Here is a 22110-nt window from a genome sequence, read left to right as displayed (position 1 = left end):
GTTGGGTGTCTTGGTTAACAATAAGATATGCTCCGCCGTGCCGTGTAGCCCAAACAAACCTCAATAAAGATCGGGCATTTAGACTTTGGGCTACACGGCACGGCGGAGCATATCTTATTGTTAACCAAGACACCCAACCAATTGAATTCTTAGCCAATACACAAGAGCGTGATATTACCACCCCATCAGGCCGAACACTCACTCTGTACAATCCAGCCAGCATGTTACGTGAAATTATGAGAGACTATTCCGATCTTTATGGAATCAAAGCCCGTATCACCGGTAAAATGTATCTCAATCCTGAAAATGCTCCTGATGAATGGGAAGCGAAAGCGCTTGATGAATTAAGCCGCGGTAAAAAGCAGGTAAAAGAGGTAATTTTTAATGATGGGAATACCTCTTTACGTGTCATGCAGCCAATGTTTATGGAAAAAGGATGTATGAAATGCCATGCATGGACAGGGCTTAAAGTCGGTGAGCTCCGAGGTGGGACAGATGTCACTATTCCTCTTGCACTGTTCGACGGATTTAAAAACAGTTCGATACAAAAATTGATTTTAAGCCATTTCCTCATATGGATCGTCGGCTTTGCTATCCTGTTCTTTTTAGGCCGGCGTTTGGGTAGAAGTGAACTCTCTACCCATATCCATGAGAAAAAATTGTCCATTCTTTCTCATGCGCTACAACAGAGTGCAAACGGTATTGTCATCACCGACTCTTCCGGTATTATCGAATACGTCAATCAGGCTTTTTTAACGATTAACGATTTTTCAGAAGCTGAACTCATCGGAACTACTCCGAAAAAGATGAAATCTGGACTCAACCCACCCGAATTGTATCAAAAGATGTGGGCTACGATTACACAAGGATATACATGGAAAGGGGAATTTAAAAACCGCAAAAAAAACGGTGCCATTTACTGGTGCTTCGAGACCATTTCCCCTGTTTTCGACGATAACGGCAATATCACTCATTACATAGGAATCATAGAAGATATTCAAGAGCGTAAAACGACGGAAGAACATATCCGTCATTTAGCGAAATTTGATCCCCTTACCAATCTTCCAAACCGAAATTTCTTCCGCGATGAACTTGACAATAAAATTAATCATGCAAACAGCAAGAACCAATCTTTCGGGCTTCTCTACATTGATCTTGACCGATTTAAAATGGTCAATGACTCACTGGGGCATACCGTTGGAGACAAACTTTTACAAAAATTAGCAGAACGCTTTACGAATCTAAATGATCAAAACCATTTTATTGTCCGGTTGGGAGGAGACGAATTTTCTGTCATTACAGCACTTGTCGAATCCAAAGAAGAAATCGAAAGATTGGTTCAGACTATTCATGAAGCTATCAACATGCCTTTTAGTATCGAAAACAATGATATCTATATGACGGCGAGTATCGGTATAGCCATTTATCCGGAAGATGGGGAAAAAAGCGAATTACTCATAAAATCGGCAGATATGGCAATGTACGGAGCTAAAATCAACGGAAAAAACACATATTTATTCTTCGAACCTGCCAAAGGTAATTTTGCATCGGAAACACTTATTATCGAAAACGGTCTGCGAAAAGCCTTGAAAAATAATGAACTTTTTCTGGTCTATCAGCCAAAATGGGATACGAAAGCAAATAAATTCATAGGGCTAGAAGTATTAGTCCGATGGCAAAGTCCTGAGCTGGGATTTATGAACCCAGGGCAATTTATCTCCATCGCGGAAGAGACCGATTTGATCATTGTTTTGGGTGAATGGATTTTGAAAGAGGCATTGAATACCATGATTGAACTATCAAAAACCATCGGATTTGTCCCGAAAATATCGGTCAATCTTTCACCGGTACAGTTTCGAAACAGTACACTCAATACAACGATCAAAGAAATTTTGAAAGAGACTCACTTTCCAGCGGAAAAACTTGAATTAGAAATTACCGAGGGTGCTCTCGTCACTAATCCTGCGATCGCAATAGAGAAAATGAACGACCTACGGAATCTTGGAATCACCTTTTCTATTGATGACTTTGGTACGGGATATTCATCAATGTCCTATCTGAAAAAATTCCCGGTCTCTACCCTTAAAATTGATAAATCATTTGTAGATGATATTGTTAGCGATCATCAAGATAGAGCCATTATTGAAGCCATCATCACATTAGCAACATCTTTGGAGATGAAAACTATTGCTGAAGGGACTGAAACTAAAGAACAGGTTGACATTTTAAATTTCATCGGCTGTTATGCTATTCAGGGATATTGGCACAGTCGACCGCTTGACTATCCTGCTTTAATAACTTATTTTCAAAAACTAAACTAAGCAATGATTCTGCATCCGCTATAGTCAAGAGCAGGAACGCTCACACATCAGTTATAGAGATAGTAACCAATAAGTTCCCCTCCGCTATAATTCGCAGATACGTATTGCATTAAAAACAGGAATTTACCCATATGGCACTTGTCGATCTTTTAGGCGTCTCTAAACACTACGAAGCTCAAAAAATTTTAGAAAATATCAACTTTCATATCGACGAGGGAGAGAGAGTCGTTATCGTAGGAAAAAACGGGAGCGGAAAATCAACGCTGATGAAAATCGTTCACGGTTCACTTGATGCTGATGAGGGAGAGCGGATCAACCGTCAAGGGATCGAGATAAAAATGCTCTCCCAAGTCCCTGTATTTGAACCGAGCCACACTGTACGCGAAGCGATTGAAGCAGGCCTAGGTGAACTACGAACAGCAAAAATACGCTTTGATGAACTCTCAACTCTTCTTGCTGAACACTATGACAATGCTGCATTCTTAGAAGAGCAATCGCGCCTTACTACCTTTCTCGATCACCACAACGCATGGAATCTCGATGATAAAATCGAGCGGGTTATGCACCATTTCATGCTCAAAGAATATGAGGATAAAAAGGTCACTCTTCTCAGCGGAGGCGAACAGCGCCGTGTCGCCCTAGCCTCTTTACTTTTGCTCAAACCAGACATACTCCTACTCGATGAGCCGACCAATCATCTTGATGTCTATATGGTCGAGTTTCTTGAAGAACTCATCCTCAAAGAGCGCTTTACCCTCCTTTTTATTTCCCACGATCGTTATTTCATCGATCAGGTCGCTACCAAAACAATCGAAGTAGAAGATTGTGCTCTGCGAGAGTTTAACGGGGGATACAGCAACTATTTGGAACAAAAACAGGAGCTGCTGCGCACGATGGCGCAACAGCATGAAAATCTCCTCAAACTGTTAAAATCTGAAAATGAATGGCTGCGCCGAGGGGTAAAAGCACGTCTCAAGCGAAATGAAGGACGAAAGCAACGAGTTTTGCAACTGCGGGAAGATGCAAAAAACAACCCAAGCAAAATCCGAAAAATGAAACTGGAATTGGAGCGCGAAGCAAAGCATTTCAATCGAGGAGAGGGTGTAAACCGCCAAAAAATGCTTTTTGAAGTTGAAAAGCTCGGTTTGAAATTAGGGGATAAAGAGCTTATCCGCAATTTTTCAACCCGCATTTTACAAAAAGATGTCATCGCCGTCGTCGGACCTAACGGCAGTGGTAAATCCACCCTCCTCAAAGCCCTTCTCGGACGACTGAAGCCGACTAGTGGGATTATCAAAATGGGTGAACTCACTATCGGCTATTTCGATCAGCACCGAGAAATGCTCGATGACAACCTCAATCTCATCGAAACATTCTGCCCTCATGGCGGAGACCGTGTGGACGTAATGGGGCAGGATTATCATGTTTACGGCTATCTCAAAAACTTCCTTTTTCCCCGTGAGTTTCTCGATAAAAAAGTGGGTATTCTGAGCGGCGGTGAGAAAAACCGTGTTGCGTTAGCACTCTTGTTTACGAAAAAAGTAGATTGTCTCATCTTGGATGAGCCGACCAACGATCTGGATATCCCAACGATCAACATCCTCGAAGAAAAACTCCAAAACTTCCCAGGAGCGGTTATCTTAGTCAGCCATGACCGTTATTTCGTTGACAAGATTGCTAAGAAACTATTTATCTTCAAAGGTGACGGCACCATCGAGGAGAGCTATAAACCCTACAGCGAATATCTCGAAGACGAAAAAGAGCTCAATGAGATAGATGCTATGGAAGCCGAATTTACCAAAACCTCAACCGCTACGATATCAGTACAAGCTGAAAAACCAAAAGCACTCAAACTCACATTTAAAGAAAAGATTGCCCTTGAGCAATTGCCCTCTGAAATCGAAGAGATAGAAAAACAGATGGATGATAAGAAAAAATGCCTTGCCAATCCGCAGTGCTATGAAAAAATCGGAATTACGGTTCTGGCTTCAGAACTACAAAAACTTGAAGAGATCTATGAGCAAAAAGTAGAAGAACTCCTCACTATCGAGGAAAAACTAGAAGAAATCGAAAAAAACTAATTGCTTCGTGCCAGCGCAGCAAAATCGATGGCTTCACCCCACTCTTCCGATTGTTTTTTATCCCCTTCATAACTGCCGGTCGTGAAAACGACTTCAGCCCCCTTGTTTAGGGTACACCCTTTGATACCGGGTTGGCAAGGAACCTTCAAGAGTTTGCAAAACCCTTGTGCGTCATGCTGACATGTCCATCCCATTATTAGACCTATCGGATGTAATCAACAACTTTAGAGAGTGTTGTCACCTCTTTGATAATACTGACAACTTCTTGGTGCGCAGGATGTGGCGCATACACATCAAGTCCTGCTTGGTCGTCGAAATGGGAAATCAACGCCATATCAAAAGAACGTTCGCTTCGGCTGATATCAACCCCTACTTCCATATGTTTGAGTGTTTCAATCTTTTCTGGGAGAGCTTCAAGCATCCCTTTGACAAGTGCCATATTGGCCTCTTTATTCTCTTCTTTAAACTGAAACATTACGATGTGAACTAACATTTTTTACCTCTCTATTAAATCTTTTAAACTTTGTCGTGGAGATTTTCCCTCCAAAATTGCATACACCTCTGCAGCAATAGGAAGATAGATGCCTCTCTCTTGTGCTATCTCATGAAGCGCATAAGCAGTTCCAATCCCCTCGCTCACTTCACCGATCTCACTACAAACGACCTCTTTGGTTTTCCCGCTTGCCAATCCCAATCCGACACGATAGTTGCGTGACATTGATGAGCTCGCGGTTAAAAACAAATCTCCCGCTCCGCTAAGACCTAAAAAGCTCTCATCTTTAGCACCATAGGCTTTCCCAAAACGCTGCATTTCGACCAGCCCGCGTGCAATCAAACTTGCCGCTGCATTATGCCCCAAAGACAACCCCTCACAAATCCCTGCCGCAATTGCAATAACATTTTTATAAGCACCCGTTATCTCTGCCCCTATTACATCCGAACTTGTATAGGTACGGATAAAACTCGGGAAGAGTTCCGCAAATTCACGTGCTGTCTCCTCAGATGCCGAATTGATGACTAGTGCCGTAGGAAGTTTTTGTTTTACTTCGACCGCAAACGACGGCCCTGATAAAAATGCCAAGTTTTCATTCGGTACATAATCACCGTAAATATCGTTCAGAAAACGCCCGCTAGAGGCTTCTATCCCTTTGGCCGCCACCAAAATCTTTTGTCCGTTATAGGTAAAGTTCTCTTTGAGCCATTGTGCTATCTGCTGAGCGGGTACGGTGATAATCAGATAGCGGCATTGCAATACTTCGTCTAACGACTTAAAATTTGGCCATTCACGAGAGGTACGCGATGTGATGATTACCTCATTTTTTTCGCTCATTGCAAATGCTAATGCTTCACCCCATTTGCCCGCGCCGATCACTCCAATCGTATTCATTTGATAATCCCCATTGCTTGAGATAATGCCGCAATACTGTCTTCATATCCGACAACGACCAATACATCTTCCGGATCGATATGATGATGGTGCCCTTTTGACGTGAAACTAAACGTCGCAGAGAGTTGGTGATCGACAATCGCAAGAACGAGCAAATCAAATTCTTCACCCCAATCGATATCATGCAAATGTTTCCCCACTAAAAAACAATCTTCAGGGACAACCAGTTGAGCAATCTTTAAAAATGATTCTTCATACAAAATATCATGCAATACCCCGGTTACGGTCGGTTTTTCTAACATTTCGGTGATGATATTGGCGGTAATCTGCTGTGTTGCCATTACCTTGTTGGCACCTGCACTTTTCATTTTTGCGGCACTCTCATGATCACCTGCTAAAGCAATAATCGGGAGATCTCCAAAAATCGATCTCAGAGAAATGGTTAAAAAAACATTTTCGGCATCTTTATCCAAAGCGCAAAAAACTATTAAATTTTTAGGATCAAATCGTTCTTCAATAATTTTCCAATCTTCCCCCAAATCAAACAGTGCCGCTTCAAAACCGGCTGATTTTGCCAAAATACGTTCCGATTCATTCATCACAAAAATGGCGAAGGAAGGGTATTCAGGTGCTATTTGAAGCGCTATTTGTTTAGCGTATTCGTTAAATCCAAATACAATGGCACTTTGATAACTCATGAGCGTTTTTTCCTTCGCATTTGTATCTTGAACTCATCAATCAAGGAGCGTGTTCCTACCACAATAACGACATCCCCCTCTTCAATAACAAGAGTATTTGAGGGATTAAAGAAAAAAGATTGACTGAGCTGCTTATAGACCCCTAAAACGATCAAACGTTTATGAAACATTGAGTGTTTCGTCGTTTCAAAAAAGTGTTGAGCCATGAGCGTATCCAATACGATCTCCTCGATAAAAACACCGTTATTTTCCGAGCGCAAAGCATGAATAACCTCAAATGCAACCGGTCTTCCGCTCACCTCTTTACTCATTAATCCAACTAATTCTTGGGTATAAACAACTTCGTCAATCCCTGCCAATGTCAATTTTCGTCGATTTTCATGGTGGAGCAAAATAGAGAGAATTTTAACTTTTTTTGAAATTTCTCGTATTGTCAATGCCGTATACACATTCAATACATCACTCTCTTCAAGCAAAATGGCTGCAATGACTTGTGTTTCAAAATTGATACGAATCGTATGATATGAGTGCAATGATGCAGGATTATAGGCTAATGCTAAAAATCCCTCTTTTTGCGCTTCTGCAACTTTTTGATGGTTGCTCTCGATGATAATCACCTGTTTACCGTTTTTTAAAAAACGGCGTGCCACTTGCGCCGCTAATGGACCATATCCGCAGATCAAATAAAACTGATCAAATTTGGATACGTCATCAATCAACTTATCCTCTTTGATCTCGTCAAGCTTTTCGGTAAATGCCGATACAACAATGGATGTCGTAAATGCGATAACAGCAATCCCTGCAACGATAATTACCATTGCAACCGTTCGCCCTTCACTCGTAACCGGAACGAAATCACCATACCCGACCGTAAAAATAGTAACAACCGACCAATATACCGCCTCAAAAAGAGTATTTATCGGAGATTCTGGATTATTTGCTTCCATAACATAAATCAGGACAGAAGATACGGTTATGATAACCGAGGCAAAAACTCCAAGTGTCAAAAATTCAAATTTTTTGGAGGCCAATATCGAAACAAATTGCTGCAAACTTTTTGCGTATCGGAAAAGTTTAAAGACACGAAAGAGGATAAAGACTCGCAACAATCGCATTTCATGGAAAAATGGCATAATCGCGAGCAAATCAATGATAGCGGAAAGAGAAAATACAAATTTTGATTTCGTGATTATGATTTGACGGAATGCAACCAAAATTTTAAAGGGACGTTGTAAAAAAAGATCATGCTCGTACTGCTCAATAATCACTTTGGAGTTATCGCTGTATACCCAAAGCCGAAGCAAATACTCGATCATAAAGATAACAGAAATAACATAATTATTAAAAAAGAGCCAATCAGGTTTAACTTCATATTTGACGTGATGCACCAGTATATAAACACTGATGACAATCAATACCATCATCGTATAATCAAAGAACTTTTTATACGGATAGGCAGGATTTTCGAGAAGATTATGAAAAAATTTCTTTACGCGTCGATAGCGGAGAGAATCATGAAGAAAAAAAGCGATTCCTACTATCCATCGACCTATCATCTACACCCTTATTGCGCTAATTTAGCTTGTAGGATTTCATTGAGCGTATTCGGGTTTGCCGAACCTTTGGAGGCTTTCATCGCTTGACCGACGAAGAAGCCGAAAAGTTTGTCTTTTCCTGATTTGTACTCGGCTACTTTATCGGCATTAGCATTCAGAATTTCATCAATCAACGCCTCAAGTGCACCGGTATCGCTCACTTGTTTAAGTCCGAGTTTTTCGATCACTTCATCGATATCTCCACCGTTTTCGAGAAGATAATCGAGAACCTCTTTAGCTGCTTTCCCACTGATAACACCCTCTTCGATCCGTTTAACTAGCATTCCAAGCATTACCGCACTGATCGGTGAGGTGGAAGGGGTAACCCCGCCGCTAAGACGTCCTTGCAGCTCAACGATGAGCCATGTCACAGCATTTTTAGCACTTATTCCCAAAGAGAGCATCTCTTCAAAATAGTGGGCGTTTTCCAAATCCGCGGTGATGAGCGATGCATGGTATTCACTAATCGCAAAATCGTTAACGAAACGCTCTTTTTTAGCATCTGGAAGTTCAGGAATGCTGCAAATATCAGCATACATGGCATCATCTACGATCACTTTGAGTAAATCCGGTTCTGGAAAATAGCGATAATCGGCCGCTTCCTCTTTACCGCGCATAGAACGTGTTTCTTGTTTCACTTGATCAAACAACCGGGTCTCTTGTACAATCTCCTCTTCATAAACGCCATCTTCCCATGCCTCTTTTTGGCGCGCTACTTCGATTTCAATCGCCCGTTGGATAAAACGGAAACTATTGATATTTTTGATTTCGACACGGGTATAGAGTTTTTCATCCCCCTTTGGTCGAATAGAGACGTTAACGTCAACGCGAAATGATCCCTCTTGCATGTTGGCATCCGAGATATCGATGTAGCGGACGATCGAGTGGAGTTTTTTGAGATACAAAATCGCCTCTTCAGCCGAACGCATATCGGGTTCAGAGACAATTTCAAGGAGTGGTGTACCCGCACGGTTAAGATCCACTTTGGAAATCGATCCCTCGTGGATATTTTTCCCGGCATCCGCTTCAATGTGTGCACGATTGATACGGATCGTTTTTTGGCTTCCGTCTTCAAAATCGATCACGAGGGTTCCATGCTCTACGATAGGAGTATAGAGTTGCGTGATTTGATACGCGCTTGGGCTATCAGGATAAAAATAGCTTTTACGGTCGAAAAAACTGGTACGATTGATAGTTGCTCCTACCGCCGTACCGAACATTCCCGCTTTGCGAAGCGCTTCTTTATTTAGCACCGGAAGTGCCCCTGGAAGAGCCAAACAGGTTGGACAGGTATTGGTGTTTTGTTCGTGATTGAAGCTGGTAGGACATGAGCAAAAAAGTTTAGATTGGGTATTGAGCTGGACGTGAACTTCCAAACCGATAATGGTTTCAAACATCTGAGAAAATCCTTAGGTTATATAAAATAGCGGATAGAGGCAAAGCCGTATGCGCCGCACTCCTCAACCGCTTTGATCTGCTCCTCGGTCGTAATTCCGCCGAGCGCAAAAATAGGTATCTCTATTTTATCCACAATTTCTTTTAAATCCTCTAAACCCTTGGGTTCCCCTTTGTTCGGCGAGGGGAAAATCGGGCTGTAGGTGATGGCATCGGCAACGAGTTCTTGCGCTTTCAGTGCTTCCTCATGGCTATGAGTACTGATGATGACATAGAGCCCCAGATATTTTGCCTCTGCAATAGCGTCGAATTGTGAAGATGTGAGATGTACCCCATCCGCTCCGAGTTCATGCGCGAGGGTATAATCACCGTGGAGCAAAATACGAGGAACTTTATATTCCCGTGAAATCGTTACAAACGTATGGGCGAGCGCGGCATAATCAGCGGTTTGTTTGTCTCTGAACAGTGCAAAATCGGGAAGCCGATGCGAATAAACGACATCAAGCGCCAATTCGAGGTGATCGGGCGTAGTGCCATAAAATGAGGGATCGGTGATAAGGTAATGTTTTAATGTCATGTTTTTTGTCACTTTTAGTAAAATTGAGATATAATTCTCGCAAGTGGATCGGCTAAAGTCGGTCGGCGTACGGGATCCGTCCCGTAAGCTTATTATGGAAACAACTTCAACCCCTTTCCCTGATAATTTGGAAATCCTACAAACTTTGACTCGATTGTTAAAAACGGCTTCGTTTTTTCGTTTTTAAACGCAAAATGCCCTATCGGATGTGCGCACAAATCGGCAATCTCTAATCCCACAAACGTATCAAGGTTCTCTTTTTCTTTGTTCCACTTCGGATTAAAATATACCCCTGTCGTAATCGTTCTTTGCAATACACGATGACTGACAAAGTTAGTGCCATCGTTAAATAACTCTAAGAATAGCTCCAATAATTTTGCATCTTCTTTTCTCCCTCGTGATTCCAAAATTATAATCCCAGTTTTGTTGTGAGTGTTTAAAAATTTGGCAAACCGTTCGATAATAAACTCTAAAGCCAGCTCATACGGCTCTTTGGGATGAATGTAGCGTGATACAAGCGTTTGTTTATCGATACAAGCGGCGATAAGTTCAAACGGTAACTCTTTCATCATCGCAGTCAATTCATCCATAAACTGAGCATATCGTGTATCATCAAAATAATGTTTTGAAAACGCACCGCTACGCCGTCGAATCTCACGACTATGAAAACACACTTTTTTAGGATGTTTCCCCTTTTCTAAAAAACATCCATTCTCCCAGTAGGTGTCTTTGAACGCATTTATACGACGTTTAAAAGCGGTATATTGATTTGCATCGACCATAACCCCATTGAGGGTAAATATGGGTTTAGTGTTATCGAAATTATTAAGATTATGCTCACCGCTCTCGTCCATAAAAAGAAAGTAATCAACATCAGGGATTTTGTATATCTCTATGGGTTTATGTCGCCACGGCATTAATTAGTTGTCCTCATTTGTTGGCTCATATCAACTCCAATTCTTCGGAGATGTCTTTGATGAGTTTGCTTAGGGGGCGTTTGTGCAAGTCTTCATCTTTTAAATATCCACAAGTAATAAATCGATGAATTTCATCTTCATCAAAACCTATATTAGTTAATGATTTTCGTAATGAATCAAAATGTTCTTTTGTATTTTCTCTATATAGTTTTGTATACAATTCATCAGCAACATCATTATGATGTTGATAAAACTCTTCAAGTTTGAAATATTCGTCGTGAATAGGAATCTTTTTATCTAACTTAACTTGCACACTATCGACAGTCACAAACTCGAAAGCAAATTTGAAATCATCATTTTTTATGTCATAAGGATTGATAAGATTATCGTGATAGCTATCTCTATCACCCTTAGCCGTTGTTCCATTACAAACAGCACAAGAGGGGATAAGATTGTAAAAAGACAAACCTAAATAGGGATATAGACTTTTGGGATAAAAGTGGTCTATCTGAGGACGAACAACACCTCTTTTACTCACCGATTGTATATACGCACGATTACAATAAGGACACGTTTGAAGCCCTAAATCATCTACAAACTTTAATCCATTGAAAATTTTATGCTCATAGCCATTGCTGATAAATACATTGTATAAAACTTTATTGATATTGCTTGTTTTTACCCGTAAAGAGGGATTTTTTTTCTCAAATTCATCAATAATTTCTCGTAATTTTGAGGGTATACTTGAAAGAATCTCTTTTATCTTTTGTTCTGTATTAATTGACTCTAAAAATCGTACCTCTTTATCTGAAAGTCTACTCACTGCTCTCTTTTTTGTTTTACCTAATCCTCGTGAAGCAATAACTCGATTTAGTTGCTTATGAAGATGCTCCCACATTTTTTCTACGTATTGGTTTGCTTGTGATGAATCAATTTTCAGGCTGAGCACTTCTAAGCCTTTCTAACTCATCTTCAAGTTGCTTTATCTTAGTTTTTCGTTTTTCTTCTTCTGTTGAAAATTTTTCATGAAATTTCTCTTCGAGTTTTTGTTTTAAAAAAGGTTCACCGATTAGCTGGATAATTGACCAAGCTTTTTGTTGGTCAAGATTACTCTCATTCACACCATTCAAGAAATCAATAACAGACTGAATTTTCTCTTTCGCAAACTCTCCCATTAACCCTTCATCCATAAAAAAAGCATCACTCAATAGTGTATGGATATTAGCGCCAAAAGTTTGTTTTTTGTTTTTTAATCCATCAAATACCTTACACTTTCCATTTTCATCACGGTCCAAAAATATAATATTTTGTGACGGTGTATCAGACAACATAAATGGAGAATGTGAAGCAAAAATGAAATGTAGTCTTGGATGTTTCAATTCATAAATATTTTCAATTTGTCTAAAACATGAGAACAAATCATATAAAAAATTTCTTTGCCATGAAGGATGCAATGACTGTTCAATTTCATCAAACATTAAAATACTTGTTTCTTGAATTGTATATGACTTTATAAATTTATGTGCAAGATTTATAAATGTTGTCAATCTGATTTTTTCACCATTACTTAAGTGATTGAAACTGTATCCATTCACACTATGAACAAAATTTATTTTTAATATCCCTTGTCTATAAAAGCTTGCAAAGAATAAATTTTTTGATAATGTTTCAAACATTCCATTAGCTTCTTCACTACCTATTTTCAACGGTATTGTTTTACAAGACCACTTTTCATCTTCTATAGGATGAAAAAGCTCAAAAAGATCATCAATGATCTTTTTATTTGATAGAAAAAACATCACATCTTCTAATCTTTCATCAAATTCATGAGTTAAATATGCTAATCCTTTTTTTTGTTGTGACCAGTCTAAAAAAGCTTTTTGATACTCAAAAACTTTTTTCTGCATAATTACTGTACACGCCAAAAATGAGGCAATAAGATAACTGTAAAATTCACTTGAATTAGGTTTTTGATCAACTTCTGGTACAACATTAAAAGCTGCAAGAAAATCATCAATCAACATATCACTCACACTCTTTATGTCATTACGAAAACCATTTATAGCATTTATTATTTCATGTATGCAATAACTGATAATAGTCGATAAGATAAGAGTTTTGACTCTTAGTTTTGCAATCGTTTTTTCATGATTCTTTTCTTCATTTAGAATATCGTGAACAGTCATCCCTTCCAACCGTATTTGATCAAACTCAAGTTTTTGACGTAATTTAGAAAGTTTTTCGTAGTAAGATTCTTGCTTGTCAACATGATCTAAAAAATCATCTTCATGAAACTCAACTTCAAATGAATCAAATATATAATCTGCATTTAAAAAAGAAAAAAAATGATTCTCTTTTTGAATTAAGTTGACAAACTTGATGTTGAAATCGTCAGCTTCATTATTTTTATAATACATTCCACCCTGATAAAAATCATTAAAATGACCGCTGTGATAATTTTGATGCTGTTTTGATTGCATAGTAAAATCAAATTTAATATTTGCAAAAAAGGTTAAATCTATATCTATATGTGCGTGATCATGAGAGTTAACTGTGTGCTCAGTTAAATTAACTATCTTAACTTTGGCTTGGTTAAAAATATGCGTTAAATTTGTGTAAGGTGTAAGAATATAAAAAGAATTATTTTTGAAAAACACTGCAATCGAAAAACTATCAACATATTTCGTGAATCTTTCAGTCCTGAAATATGTAATTAATTCAATAAGACTACTTTTTCCGCTCCCATTTTTCCCGACAATCGCCGTTACATTGATATTCTCTGGGAAGATATGGACGTAATCTGTATTTTCATCAATCGTGAGTTCGTTTGTTTCGGGGTTATAATCGCATCGATACCGCCCACTGAAATTAAACCCCTGCTGATGGATATTTTTATAATTATCAACCCATAAATAGACTAATTCCATACATCACCCTAAAAATAACCAATATAATTTTTAATGACTTATAGTATCTTTTGTGAGCTTAATATTTTGAGAAAACAGGCAAAGCCAAAATGGCTTATTCTTGGGAAGCATTTTCAGAGGAGTTTTTGAACGATTCCCGAATCTCTTCGAGCATCTCGTTTTGTTTAGCTATCAAATCGTTACGATCACGTGCCATCGACATCGTCTCTAACACCAACAACAAAAAAATGGCTAAAAAGATGAAAAGGAAAGTGAACATAACCGCCGGAACGATACCGAGAAAAACGAAAGATTGAAAAGTGACCCAGGCTCCGACAATAACAAAAGCCCAGGATACGCCTCCGAGGAAGCTTAACAGTGCGTCAAACGTACTTCGCTTCATCATCGATGGGTCTTAGTGGTCGTCGTGAAGAAGAACCGCACCACCAAGGTAAACGTAGGTGAGCATCATGAAAATAAACGCTTGCAAGAATGCCATGAACGTCAACAATGCAAATGGGATCATAGGAAGCAACCATGGAGCCAACATCAACAATACCATCAAGAACATGTCGTCCCCTTTGACGTTACCGAACAATCGGAAGCTCAAAGAGATGATACGAGAAATATGTGAAACGATTTCAATCGGGAACATCAACCATGCCAACCACCATACCGGTCCCATGAAGTGTTTGAAGTAACTAATGAGTCCATTGCGGCGGATACCTTCGAAGTTGTAGTACGTAAATACAACCAAAGCCAACGCAAGGGTAAAATCCAAGAACGCACTCGGCGCTTCAAAACCAGGAATAACCCCGATGATATTTGCAATACCGACAAAAAGACCGATAGTTGCAACAAGAGGAAGATAACGGCGAGCTTCCGCTTTACCCATAACGTCTGCACCCATTGCAAGTACACCGTTAAGATACGCTTCCATAACGTTTTGTGCTCCGCTTGGAACAAGACGAAGATTTGATGTCGCCATTTTCGCAATAATCAACACAATCGCCGCTGTAAGAAGCATGTGCGTTAAGAAAATGAACGAATGTTCGTGGCTGATAAGGCCGAAGAAGGTAAACAACTCACCCATAAGTAGTGTTCCTTTACATGAAAAATTAGCGGGATTTTACCCCAATAGAGATTAAATTCCTATAAACTCAGATGGATGAGCTCACGACGTGCGTTTAAAATATCATCACTTATCGCATTTTTTAGCGTTTCAAGCGATTCGAATTTCTGATTTTTGCGTAAAAATTTGACAAAACAGATCGTCGCATGATCACAGCTTTTGATCTCTTCTCCTAAAATATGGCTCTCTATCGCATAGCTGCCATCGGTACTCACCCGATGCCCTATAAAAACAACCGAGGGGTGAAAATGTTCCTCTCCATCAATACGGGTCAGTGCCGCATATACCCCCTCATAGGGGAGAAGATATCCACTGCATTCGAGATTGATGGTGGGAACAAGATCGGTTTTCCCAATCCCTTGCCCCTTGACTACCTGCCCTTTGATACAATAGTTGTGTCCCAAAAAGCGGTTTGCTCCGCTGATATCACCGATTTGGATTTTGGAACGAATTTTATGAGAATGGACAGAATCGTTCTCGATACATACCTGATCGACAACTTTGACCTCTCCTGCAAACAGTTCACCTAAATCAGCATGGGAGTAACGGCGGTTTTTCCCGAAATGAAAATCGTATCCGACGACAATCTTTTTGAGATAAGGAAATCGTTCTTGAAGCATATGAACAAACTCTTCCCCTTCCAAATGGCGGATATCTTCTAAAGAGTAATAGAAAATCGGATAGTGGGTGTAATGTTCGCGTTCGGTTTTAGGGGTGAGATTGGCATAACCCGTCTCAATCACCACAATTGCGCCGTTTTTTCCTAATTCGTTAAAGAGTTTTTGATGTCCGATGTGCATTCCATCAAATCCACCGATGGCGATTGAGTCAACCTTTGATAAAGCCATAACAAATCTCCTGATTTCCCTCTTTCCCTGCGATATGAGCGATCTCTTTGGCAACAAGTTTCCATCCCAAAAGGGCACAAGAGTCCTCAAAACGGATCATCGCTTTTTGAACTGCTTTGTTATCTTTGACGACTCCATTTTTATCTCGTTTCACCTCGCGTCCAACCTGAAACTGCGGTTTGAACAAAACAATGATATAACGAGACGAGAGTCGATCAATCGATTCAAGGATAAGTTCCAACGGAATAAATGCCACATCGCACGTCACAATCTCAAACGGTGATTCCGTACTAAATTCTCTTATATCGGTATTCTCATGTATGCAAACACGCGGATCGCTCCGCAAGCTCGGATGGAGTTGATCGCTTCCGACATCGACGCAAGTGACGTTCGCAACACCGTTTTCCAATAATACCTGCGTAAATCCGCCGGTGGAGGAACCGATATCCAAAGCATTGAGCCCACTCAAGCTCCACTCGGTATGAGGGAGAAATCCTTTGAGTTTGATTGCCGCGCGGCTGACATACATCTGGGTATCGTCGATCTCAACGCTCATCCCCTCTATCACGTCAAACGAAACCTTGTCGATAATTTTTCCATCGACACTCACGGCATGATCTTTGATCAGCTGTTGTGCTTTATTTCGGCTCTCTACAAGTCCTATCTCTACTAAATAACTGTCTAATCTCATCGTGTTCCATTCACTTCTTAATACGTTATGGTGACATAATTTTGTTTAGGATACCATTGCGCATCAGTTTCAACGCAAGGGTATAAATGCAATCAAATCATGTGGTTATCATCGGAGGAGGATACGGCGGCATCCGAGCCATGGAGAATCTTGCCAAAAAAGATCATCTGACGATCACCCTCATCGACCAAAATCCATACCACTATACGCAAGCCGAAGTGTATGACTTTATCGCAAATAAAATCGATATGTCCCAAGTCATGATCGACTTGCCCTCATTATGCAACAGTTTTCGTCATGTTCAATTTGTGTGTGAAGAGGTCACCGGTATCGATACCGCCACCCAAAACATCTCCACTCCAACGCAAAAAATCGCGTACGATCAACTCATCATCGCAACCGGAAGCCGAACCTATTTTCCTCCGTTTATCAAAGGGCTACGCGAACATACCCACGGAGTAAAAAGTATCCCTAGCGCACTCGATTTCAAACAGCAGTTTGAACGAGCGCTCCTCAACCGAATCGAAGCGCAGAGCCAAGGGTGCGAAGTCAAGCCGTTCAATATCGTCATCGGGGGAGCAGGACTCTCCGGTGTCGAAATTGCCGCTGAAATGGCAGCGTATGCCAACCATTTTTACCAAAATGGGAATTTCGGATGCCGTGGGGTAGATGTTTATTTGATCGATGCCTACGAGAGTATCCTCTTTGGGATGGATCCTTTCTTGATCCAAAGTTCACACGAACGACTCGTACAACTTGGAGTTCACGTCTGGCATAACAACCGTATCAGCGAAGTACGTGAGAATCAGATCATATTGGATAACGATAAAACTCTCGATTTTGAGTTTATGATTTTTACCGGAGGGATCGCCGCTTCGACACTCACCCAGTTCCTCGGCTTTGATACCAATCCAAAAGGGCATTTGATCGTCGATGAAAATCTCAATATTCCCAACCATCCCAATATCTATGCGATCGGGGATATCACGAATGCTGTCGATGAAAACGGCAAATTTATCCCTCCAACCGCACAACTTGCCGAACGGGGAGCCGAACACGCCGTTCGCAATATTTGCCGATCCCTCTCAGGTAAAGAAAAACTCCCGTTTCGGTTTAAAAATCAAGGGGTTATGATCGCGCTCGGCGGAGAGTACGGAGCCGGACTCCTCCCGGGAGGGATTAAGATCAAAGGGTATCTCGCCTATTTAATCAAAAAGGCTATTTTTCACTTTTACAGCAGTCCCCTCCGCCGCCGAAGTGCTATCGGGAAGCGCCGTTAAGGCGCGAAACTCACTTTCGGTGAGCAAAGGGACACCCAATTCGACCGCTTTGTCGTATTTACTCCCCGCATCTTCGCCATACACCACGTAATCGGTCTTTTTCGAGACCGATGAAGCTACTTTGGCTCCCAATACCTCTAGCATGGCTTTGATATGATCACGCGGCACCGACATCGATCCCGTGATGACGACGCTTTTGCCTTTGAACGGGTTCTCTGAAGCTTCCACTTTTACAGGAGCAACAGGTTGGAGAATGTTTCTTAGGTTTTCAATCTTAGATTGATTGACACGAACGAATTCGAGAATCGATTCAACCATCTCTTTTCCAAACCCTTCCAGTGCCAAAATCTCCTCATGGGTTGCCGTATCAAACGCGGTCCCGAATGCAGTGCAGAGCGTTTTCGAGGCCACTTCACCGATATGCTCAATTCCCAACGCATTGATAAAGCGCCAGCAATCGCACCCTTTTGCCGCCGCAATGGCATCGATGAGATTAGAGCTTTTTTTCTCTTTAAATCCCTCCAATGAGAGGAGCTGATCCATATTCAGATCAAATAAATCACTCACTTCATGCACCAATCCCGCACTGTGTAACGCTTCGACGATTTTATCTCCCAAACCGTCGATGTTAAGACATTGTTTAGAGGCAAAATAGATGATCGAGTTCACCACTCGCGCTTCACATCCCATATTTTGGCATTTGATGAGCGCCCCCTCATCGAGAAGCTCGCTTCCACACACTGGGCACTGCGCAGGACGGGGAATTATCTGTTCGCTTCCGGTGCGCTCACTTGCGATCACCTTGACAATTTTTGGGATAACATCTCCGCTTCGGAGTATTATGACTTTATCGCCAATACGGATGTCTTTGCGCTCTATCTCATCGAAATTATGTAGTGTAGAGCGTTCTACCGTTACTCCCTCAATGTCAACGGGTTCAACGATAGCGACGGGAGTCACGACGCCGCTACGACCCACCTGCAATATCACCTCACGCAATGTGGTAAGTTTCTCAATAGCGGGAAATTTGTACGCCGCCGCCCAACGGGGATTTTTGACGGTGTAGCCGAGTTCGTCTTGGACAGCGATGGAATCAACCTTGATCACCATCCCATCGAGCAACATCGCGAAATTATCCCGCTCGACGCGCATCTCATGATAAAAACGTTCAATATCCTCGGCACTCTCGCACAGATGGGTCATGTGGGGATTACGAAATCCCAAAGCATAGACCCACTCCATCCGCTGGGAGAGATTTTTGATCTCCAGCGTATTGGCTCCGATCCCATAGGGCATAAATACAAGACGGCGCGATGCTGTAATACGGGTATCAAGTTGGCGCAAACTCCCCGCTGCCGCATTGCGCGGGTTGGCGAACAGCGATTCACCGCTCTTGAGCCGCTCTTCGTTGATCTTTTCAAAATCTTCTTTGAAGATAACCACCTCACCGCGTATCTCAATACGACCCATGTAATCAATAGAGAGAGGAATAGATTGTATCGTTTTGGCGTTTTGGGTGACATCTTCCCCCTCGACACCGTCGCCTCGGGTAATAGCTTGAACCAATGCGCCGTTGTCATAGATCAGATTCAAACTCGCCCCATCAAATTTGGGCTCGCAGTAAAAACGGACATCGCCGTAGACTTTGGTGATACGGTTGACCCACGTCTCCAACTCTTCACGGTTAAAGAGATCTTCCAAGCTCCACATACGGCTGAGATGCTGTGCTTTGTCAAATTTATCCTGCGGTACATCTCCTACCCGCTGTGTCGGAGAATCAGAAATAATATCAGCAGGGTATTCGCTCTCATACGCCACCACCTGATGATAAAGAATATCATACTCTTCATCCGTCGTGATCGGATCATCGAGCACATAATAGTGGTAAGCGTATTTTTTTAGTAATTCTACGGCATTTTTATAGTCGGTTCGGGTCATATATCTGTCTTTTATACTAAATTATTTTCTATCAGTTTCCAAAACTGCTTTGGTTCTTTAAGGAGCAGTTTTACTTCTTCTTGTTGGGTCAATGAGAGTTCTCTAGCGATAGTATCACGAATCTCTTTGGCCGTTTTACTCCCGTTTTCAACTGCCTTGTTCAACAATACATAAGCAATCACACCGTTCTTGAGAACGCCATCACCAAAGGCAAACATGATCCCAAGATTTGTTTGTCCGGTCGGATGATCATGCTGTGCGGCTTGAAAAAATAACGGAAGAGCTTTTTTGAACTCTTTTTTCTCTTCGTATATTTCACCTAAGCGAACTTGTGCATCAGGATAATTTTGCTTTGCGGCTTTTTGAAAAAGTTCCATGCTTTTAGGATTGTTTTGAATCACTTCCTCACCCGCTAAATACATATTGCCCAGAGCCGTCAATGCGGGAGGATAATCCAATTCTGAAGATTTTTGATACCATCGGAGTGCTTCACGTTTATCTTGATCGGCTCCGATACCGTTATAATACATCACTCCAAGATTATATTGGGCAGCAGCATTTCCCTGCCCTGCAGCTCGATGATACCAATGGAATGCTTGTTGTATATTTGCTTCTAATCCTATCCCTTTTTCCAGCATCCAAGCAAGTGCATTCTGGGCGATAGGGTCTCCTTGAACCGCTGCTTTTTCATACCATTTTGCCGCTTGTTCATAATCGATTTTGATCCCTTCCCCATTTTCATACATTTCACCCAAATTGGTTTGGGCTTGAGGATAGCCTTGTTCAGCCGATTGGGTATACCAATACAACGCTTTAGCATAATCTTGTTTGACATAGCTACCGTCGTAGTACATCGCTCCAAGTTTATTTTGGAGAATCGGATCACCTGCTTTGGCATCTTTGAGCAGTTGTCTAAACTTGATAGCATGCATGATGGAGTTAATGAGCGAGCTAAACACATTATCCTCCTTTTTTTGCCTTATCTTGATATTGTAGCTTGATATGCCGTCAAATTAAAGTCCATCATTTGATACTTTTGGGCTTGAAATTTTGTTGATTAATCAAAGAGGTGATGACAATACTCTCTGCTTGAATCATGTACACGATAACGTAACCTCGAAAAATCAAATCTCGTACATGTTCATCATCGTAGTAGATCGATTTACGGCAACGATACGGCATATCGACCAATGATTTACATTGCATTATCAGCTCATGTCTAAATTCTCGCGCCGCTCTTGGTTTATCTTCGGCTATTATTCTGATCTGTTCGATCAAAGCAGCCATGAATTCGGGATCAAATTCAATCTTCATAACGCGCTAACGTTTCGTCTAACATTTTTTCTGCATCATCGAGTGAATAAGTTTTTACGTTTCCGCTTCGCAATGCCTCAACTTGTCGAGCTACCATTCGCTTATCCGCTTCGAACTGTCTTTGCTGAATCTCTTGTTCGATCAGATTTTCGAGTTCGTCATTACGCATGAGGACAAAATCGAGTTTATTGTTTTTGAGAACACCGATTTTATCTACTTCGTGGTTGGCGAGTTTGGAGAGGACTGCTCCGAAGTTTTTGGCGACATCGGTCGAACTCATCAGTTCGTTAGGTTTGTAGGCGACCATTGTAATCTCCAGTGTAATCTTACGGAATATTATACACGAATTTTATATGTCCTTTTCTTTTTCTCGCTCCCACTCTCCTGAGTGGGAGTGTATATTTTCAGTCAGCATTCCCACTTGGAAAGTGGGAACGAGAAAAAAAGTCACTTATACATTGTTTAATTGGTTGGTTTTATTTGTGTTGTTAGACATCAACCCAATCCAAATTCCCATCCAGAAGGATTAAAAGATTTCATGACATTTTTTTCATCATGACCACGAATATTTATTTGATACCATAATTCCAATGCAATCGAAGGCATAGCCATACCAATTCTTATCTCATCGCTTAGCCTATCAAGATAATATGATTGCATTGTCAGGTCATTTTTTGCATTTAAGTTAAGCCTATTGAGAACTTCCTTCAGTTCTTCATCTGATAAGTGCATTGATACAAAAAACTTATCCTTCCAAACATCAATTTTTGTTTTTCCATTTATTCCAATCCGAGAAGAATTGAACTTTTTTAGAATACCATTCAAAGCTCTTTCACCGCCACTGGTCCCAAATTGAAAATCAGCATAGTTTTCTACACTTCCTATAAACAATATTCTCGTAGCATTATTTAATGAAGTCAATTTTTCTTGCTTATTTTGAACTATTGTTTGTAATAGATTACGTTCTTCTTTCTCATCAGTAGACAATTCTCTTTTTTCTTGAAGAAAATCTAGTCTGTGAAGATTATTT

General features: G+C 40.9%; 22 protein-coding genes. 3 read left to right on the top strand and 19 right to left on the bottom strand.

Features of this window, described 5'->3' with window-relative positions; genetic code table 11:
• A partial coding sequence (locus tag CJD30_RS10650) for an EAL domain-containing protein (RefSeq protein ID WP_294918926.1) occupies nucleotides 1-2321 on the top strand: 2321 nt, incomplete at its 5' end.
• 131 nt (nucleotides 2322-2452) lie between these two features.
• Entirely contained in the window at nucleotides 2453-4402 is a 1950-nt protein-coding gene (locus CJD30_RS10645) for an ABC-F family ATP-binding cassette domain-containing protein (protein WP_294918924.1), read from the top strand.
• Here the strand turns inward: CJD30_RS10645 and CJD30_RS10640 are convergent.
• The 14 genes from CJD30_RS10640 to CJD30_RS10575 form a co-directional block, all read right to left on the bottom strand.
• A complete protein-coding gene (locus CJD30_RS10640) occupies nucleotides 4399-4596 on the bottom strand; it encodes a hypothetical protein (protein WP_294918923.1) in 198 nt (65 codons plus the stop codon). The two genes, CJD30_RS10645 and CJD30_RS10640, sit on opposite strands and share 4 nt — an antisense overlap.
• Before the next feature lie 8 nt (nucleotides 4597-4604).
• Nucleotides 4605-4895 carry a Dabb family protein gene (locus tag CJD30_RS10635; RefSeq protein WP_294918921.1) on the bottom strand — a complete coding sequence of 97 codons (291 nt, stop codon included), beginning with the start codon at nucleotides 4893-4895 and terminating at the stop codon, nucleotides 4605-4607.
• Between the two features lie 3 nt (nucleotides 4896-4898).
• Entirely contained in the window at nucleotides 4899-5789 is an 891-nt protein-coding gene (locus CJD30_RS10630) for an NAD(P)H-dependent glycerol-3-phosphate dehydrogenase (RefSeq protein ID WP_294918919.1), read from the bottom strand.
• Complete coding sequence (locus CJD30_RS10625) at nucleotides 5786-6487, bottom strand: NAD-binding protein (protein ID WP_294918917.1); 702 nt, start codon at nucleotides 6485-6487, stop codon at nucleotides 5786-5788. Before CJD30_RS10625 ends, CJD30_RS10630 begins: the two co-directional genes overlap by 4 nt.
• Nucleotides 6484-8043, bottom strand: a complete 1560-nt coding sequence (locus tag CJD30_RS10620) for an ion transporter (RefSeq protein WP_294918915.1) — start codon at nucleotides 8041-8043, stop codon at nucleotides 6484-6486. Before CJD30_RS10620 ends, CJD30_RS10625 begins: the two co-directional genes overlap by 4 nt.
• Before the next feature lie 8 nt (nucleotides 8044-8051).
• Nucleotides 8052-9479 carry an Asp-tRNA(Asn)/Glu-tRNA(Gln) amidotransferase subunit GatB gene (gene gatB / locus CJD30_RS10615; RefSeq protein WP_294918914.1) on the bottom strand — a complete coding sequence of 476 codons (1428 nt, stop codon included), beginning with the start codon at nucleotides 9477-9479 and terminating at the stop codon, nucleotides 8052-8054.
• A gap of 17 nt (nucleotides 9480-9496) precedes the next feature.
• On the bottom strand, nucleotides 9497-10054 hold the full coding sequence (locus CJD30_RS10610; protein ID WP_294918912.1) for a thiamine phosphate synthase: 558 nt from the start codon (nucleotides 10052-10054) through the stop codon (nucleotides 9497-9499).
• Between the two features lie 92 nt (nucleotides 10055-10146).
• Nucleotides 10147-10971: a DUF3800 domain-containing protein gene (locus tag CJD30_RS10605; protein ID WP_294918910.1), complete on the bottom strand. Its 825-nt coding sequence runs from the start codon at nucleotides 10969-10971 to the stop codon at nucleotides 10147-10149.
• 25 nt (nucleotides 10972-10996) lie between these two features.
• Complete coding sequence (locus CJD30_RS10600; protein ID WP_294918908.1) at nucleotides 10997-11920, bottom strand: hypothetical protein; 924 nt, start codon at nucleotides 11918-11920, stop codon at nucleotides 10997-10999.
• Nucleotides 11901-13898 carry an AAA family ATPase gene (locus CJD30_RS10595; RefSeq protein ID WP_294918906.1) on the bottom strand — a complete coding sequence of 666 codons (1998 nt, stop codon included), beginning with the start codon at nucleotides 13896-13898 and terminating at the stop codon, nucleotides 11901-11903. The genes CJD30_RS10600 and CJD30_RS10595 overlap by 20 nt, the downstream gene beginning before the upstream one ends.
• A gap of 94 nt (nucleotides 13899-13992) precedes the next feature.
• Nucleotides 13993-14283, bottom strand: a complete 291-nt coding sequence (locus CJD30_RS10590; RefSeq protein WP_294918904.1) for a hypothetical protein — start codon at nucleotides 14281-14283, stop codon at nucleotides 13993-13995.
• Between the two features lie 9 nt (nucleotides 14284-14292).
• Nucleotides 14293-14970 (bottom strand): F0F1 ATP synthase subunit A, encoded by a 678-nt coding sequence (locus CJD30_RS10585; RefSeq protein WP_294918902.1) that lies wholly within the window; start codon nucleotides 14968-14970, stop codon nucleotides 14293-14295.
• A gap of 59 nt (nucleotides 14971-15029) precedes the next feature.
• The gene (locus CJD30_RS10580; RefSeq protein ID WP_294918900.1) at nucleotides 15030-15857 is read right to left on the bottom strand and encodes a bifunctional riboflavin kinase/FAD synthetase; all 828 of its coding nucleotides are present in this window, start codon (nucleotides 15855-15857) and stop codon (nucleotides 15030-15032) included.
• Entirely contained in the window at nucleotides 15838-16548 is a 711-nt protein-coding gene (locus CJD30_RS10575; protein ID WP_294918899.1) for a TlyA family RNA methyltransferase, read from the bottom strand. Before CJD30_RS10575 ends, CJD30_RS10580 begins: the two co-directional genes overlap by 20 nt.
• Nucleotides 16549-16634: 86 nt before the next feature.
• Between CJD30_RS10575 and CJD30_RS10570 the strand changes: the two genes are divergently transcribed.
• Complete coding sequence (locus CJD30_RS10570) at nucleotides 16635-17828, top strand: FAD-dependent oxidoreductase (protein ID WP_294918897.1); 1194 nt, start codon at nucleotides 16635-16637, stop codon at nucleotides 17826-17828.
• Here the strand turns inward: CJD30_RS10570 and ligA are convergent.
• The 5 genes from ligA to CJD30_RS10545 form a co-directional block, all read right to left on the bottom strand.
• Nucleotides 17754-19766: an NAD-dependent DNA ligase LigA gene (gene ligA / locus CJD30_RS10565; RefSeq protein WP_294918895.1), complete on the bottom strand. Its 2013-nt coding sequence runs from the start codon at nucleotides 19764-19766 to the stop codon at nucleotides 17754-17756. The genes CJD30_RS10570 and ligA overlap by 75 nt on opposite strands.
• Before the next feature lie 11 nt (nucleotides 19767-19777).
• Nucleotides 19778-20725, bottom strand: a complete 948-nt coding sequence (locus CJD30_RS10560; protein WP_294918893.1) for a tetratricopeptide repeat protein — start codon at nucleotides 20723-20725, stop codon at nucleotides 19778-19780.
• Between the two features lie 64 nt (nucleotides 20726-20789).
• Nucleotides 20790-21080, bottom strand: coding sequence for a type II toxin-antitoxin system RelE/ParE family toxin (locus tag CJD30_RS10555; RefSeq protein WP_294918891.1), 291 nt, complete (start codon nucleotides 21078-21080; stop codon nucleotides 20790-20792).
• A complete protein-coding gene (locus tag CJD30_RS10550; RefSeq protein WP_294918889.1) occupies nucleotides 21070-21387 on the bottom strand; it encodes a hypothetical protein in 318 nt (105 codons plus the stop codon). Before CJD30_RS10550 ends, CJD30_RS10555 begins: the two co-directional genes overlap by 11 nt.
• Nucleotides 21388-21575: 188 nt before the next feature.
• Nucleotides 21576-22110: hypothetical protein (locus tag CJD30_RS10545; RefSeq protein WP_294918888.1), on the bottom strand; the 535-nt coding region annotated here is incomplete at its 5' end.

This window comes from Sulfuricurvum sp. PD_MW2, assembly GCF_002633015.1.
In the GTDB taxonomy this organism is placed as follows: domain Bacteria; phylum Campylobacterota; class Campylobacteria; order Campylobacterales; family Sulfurimonadaceae; genus Sulfuricurvum.
The sequence above is the reverse complement of the archived record's forward strand: the minus strand, read 5'-3'. Positions and strand labels throughout refer to the sequence as shown.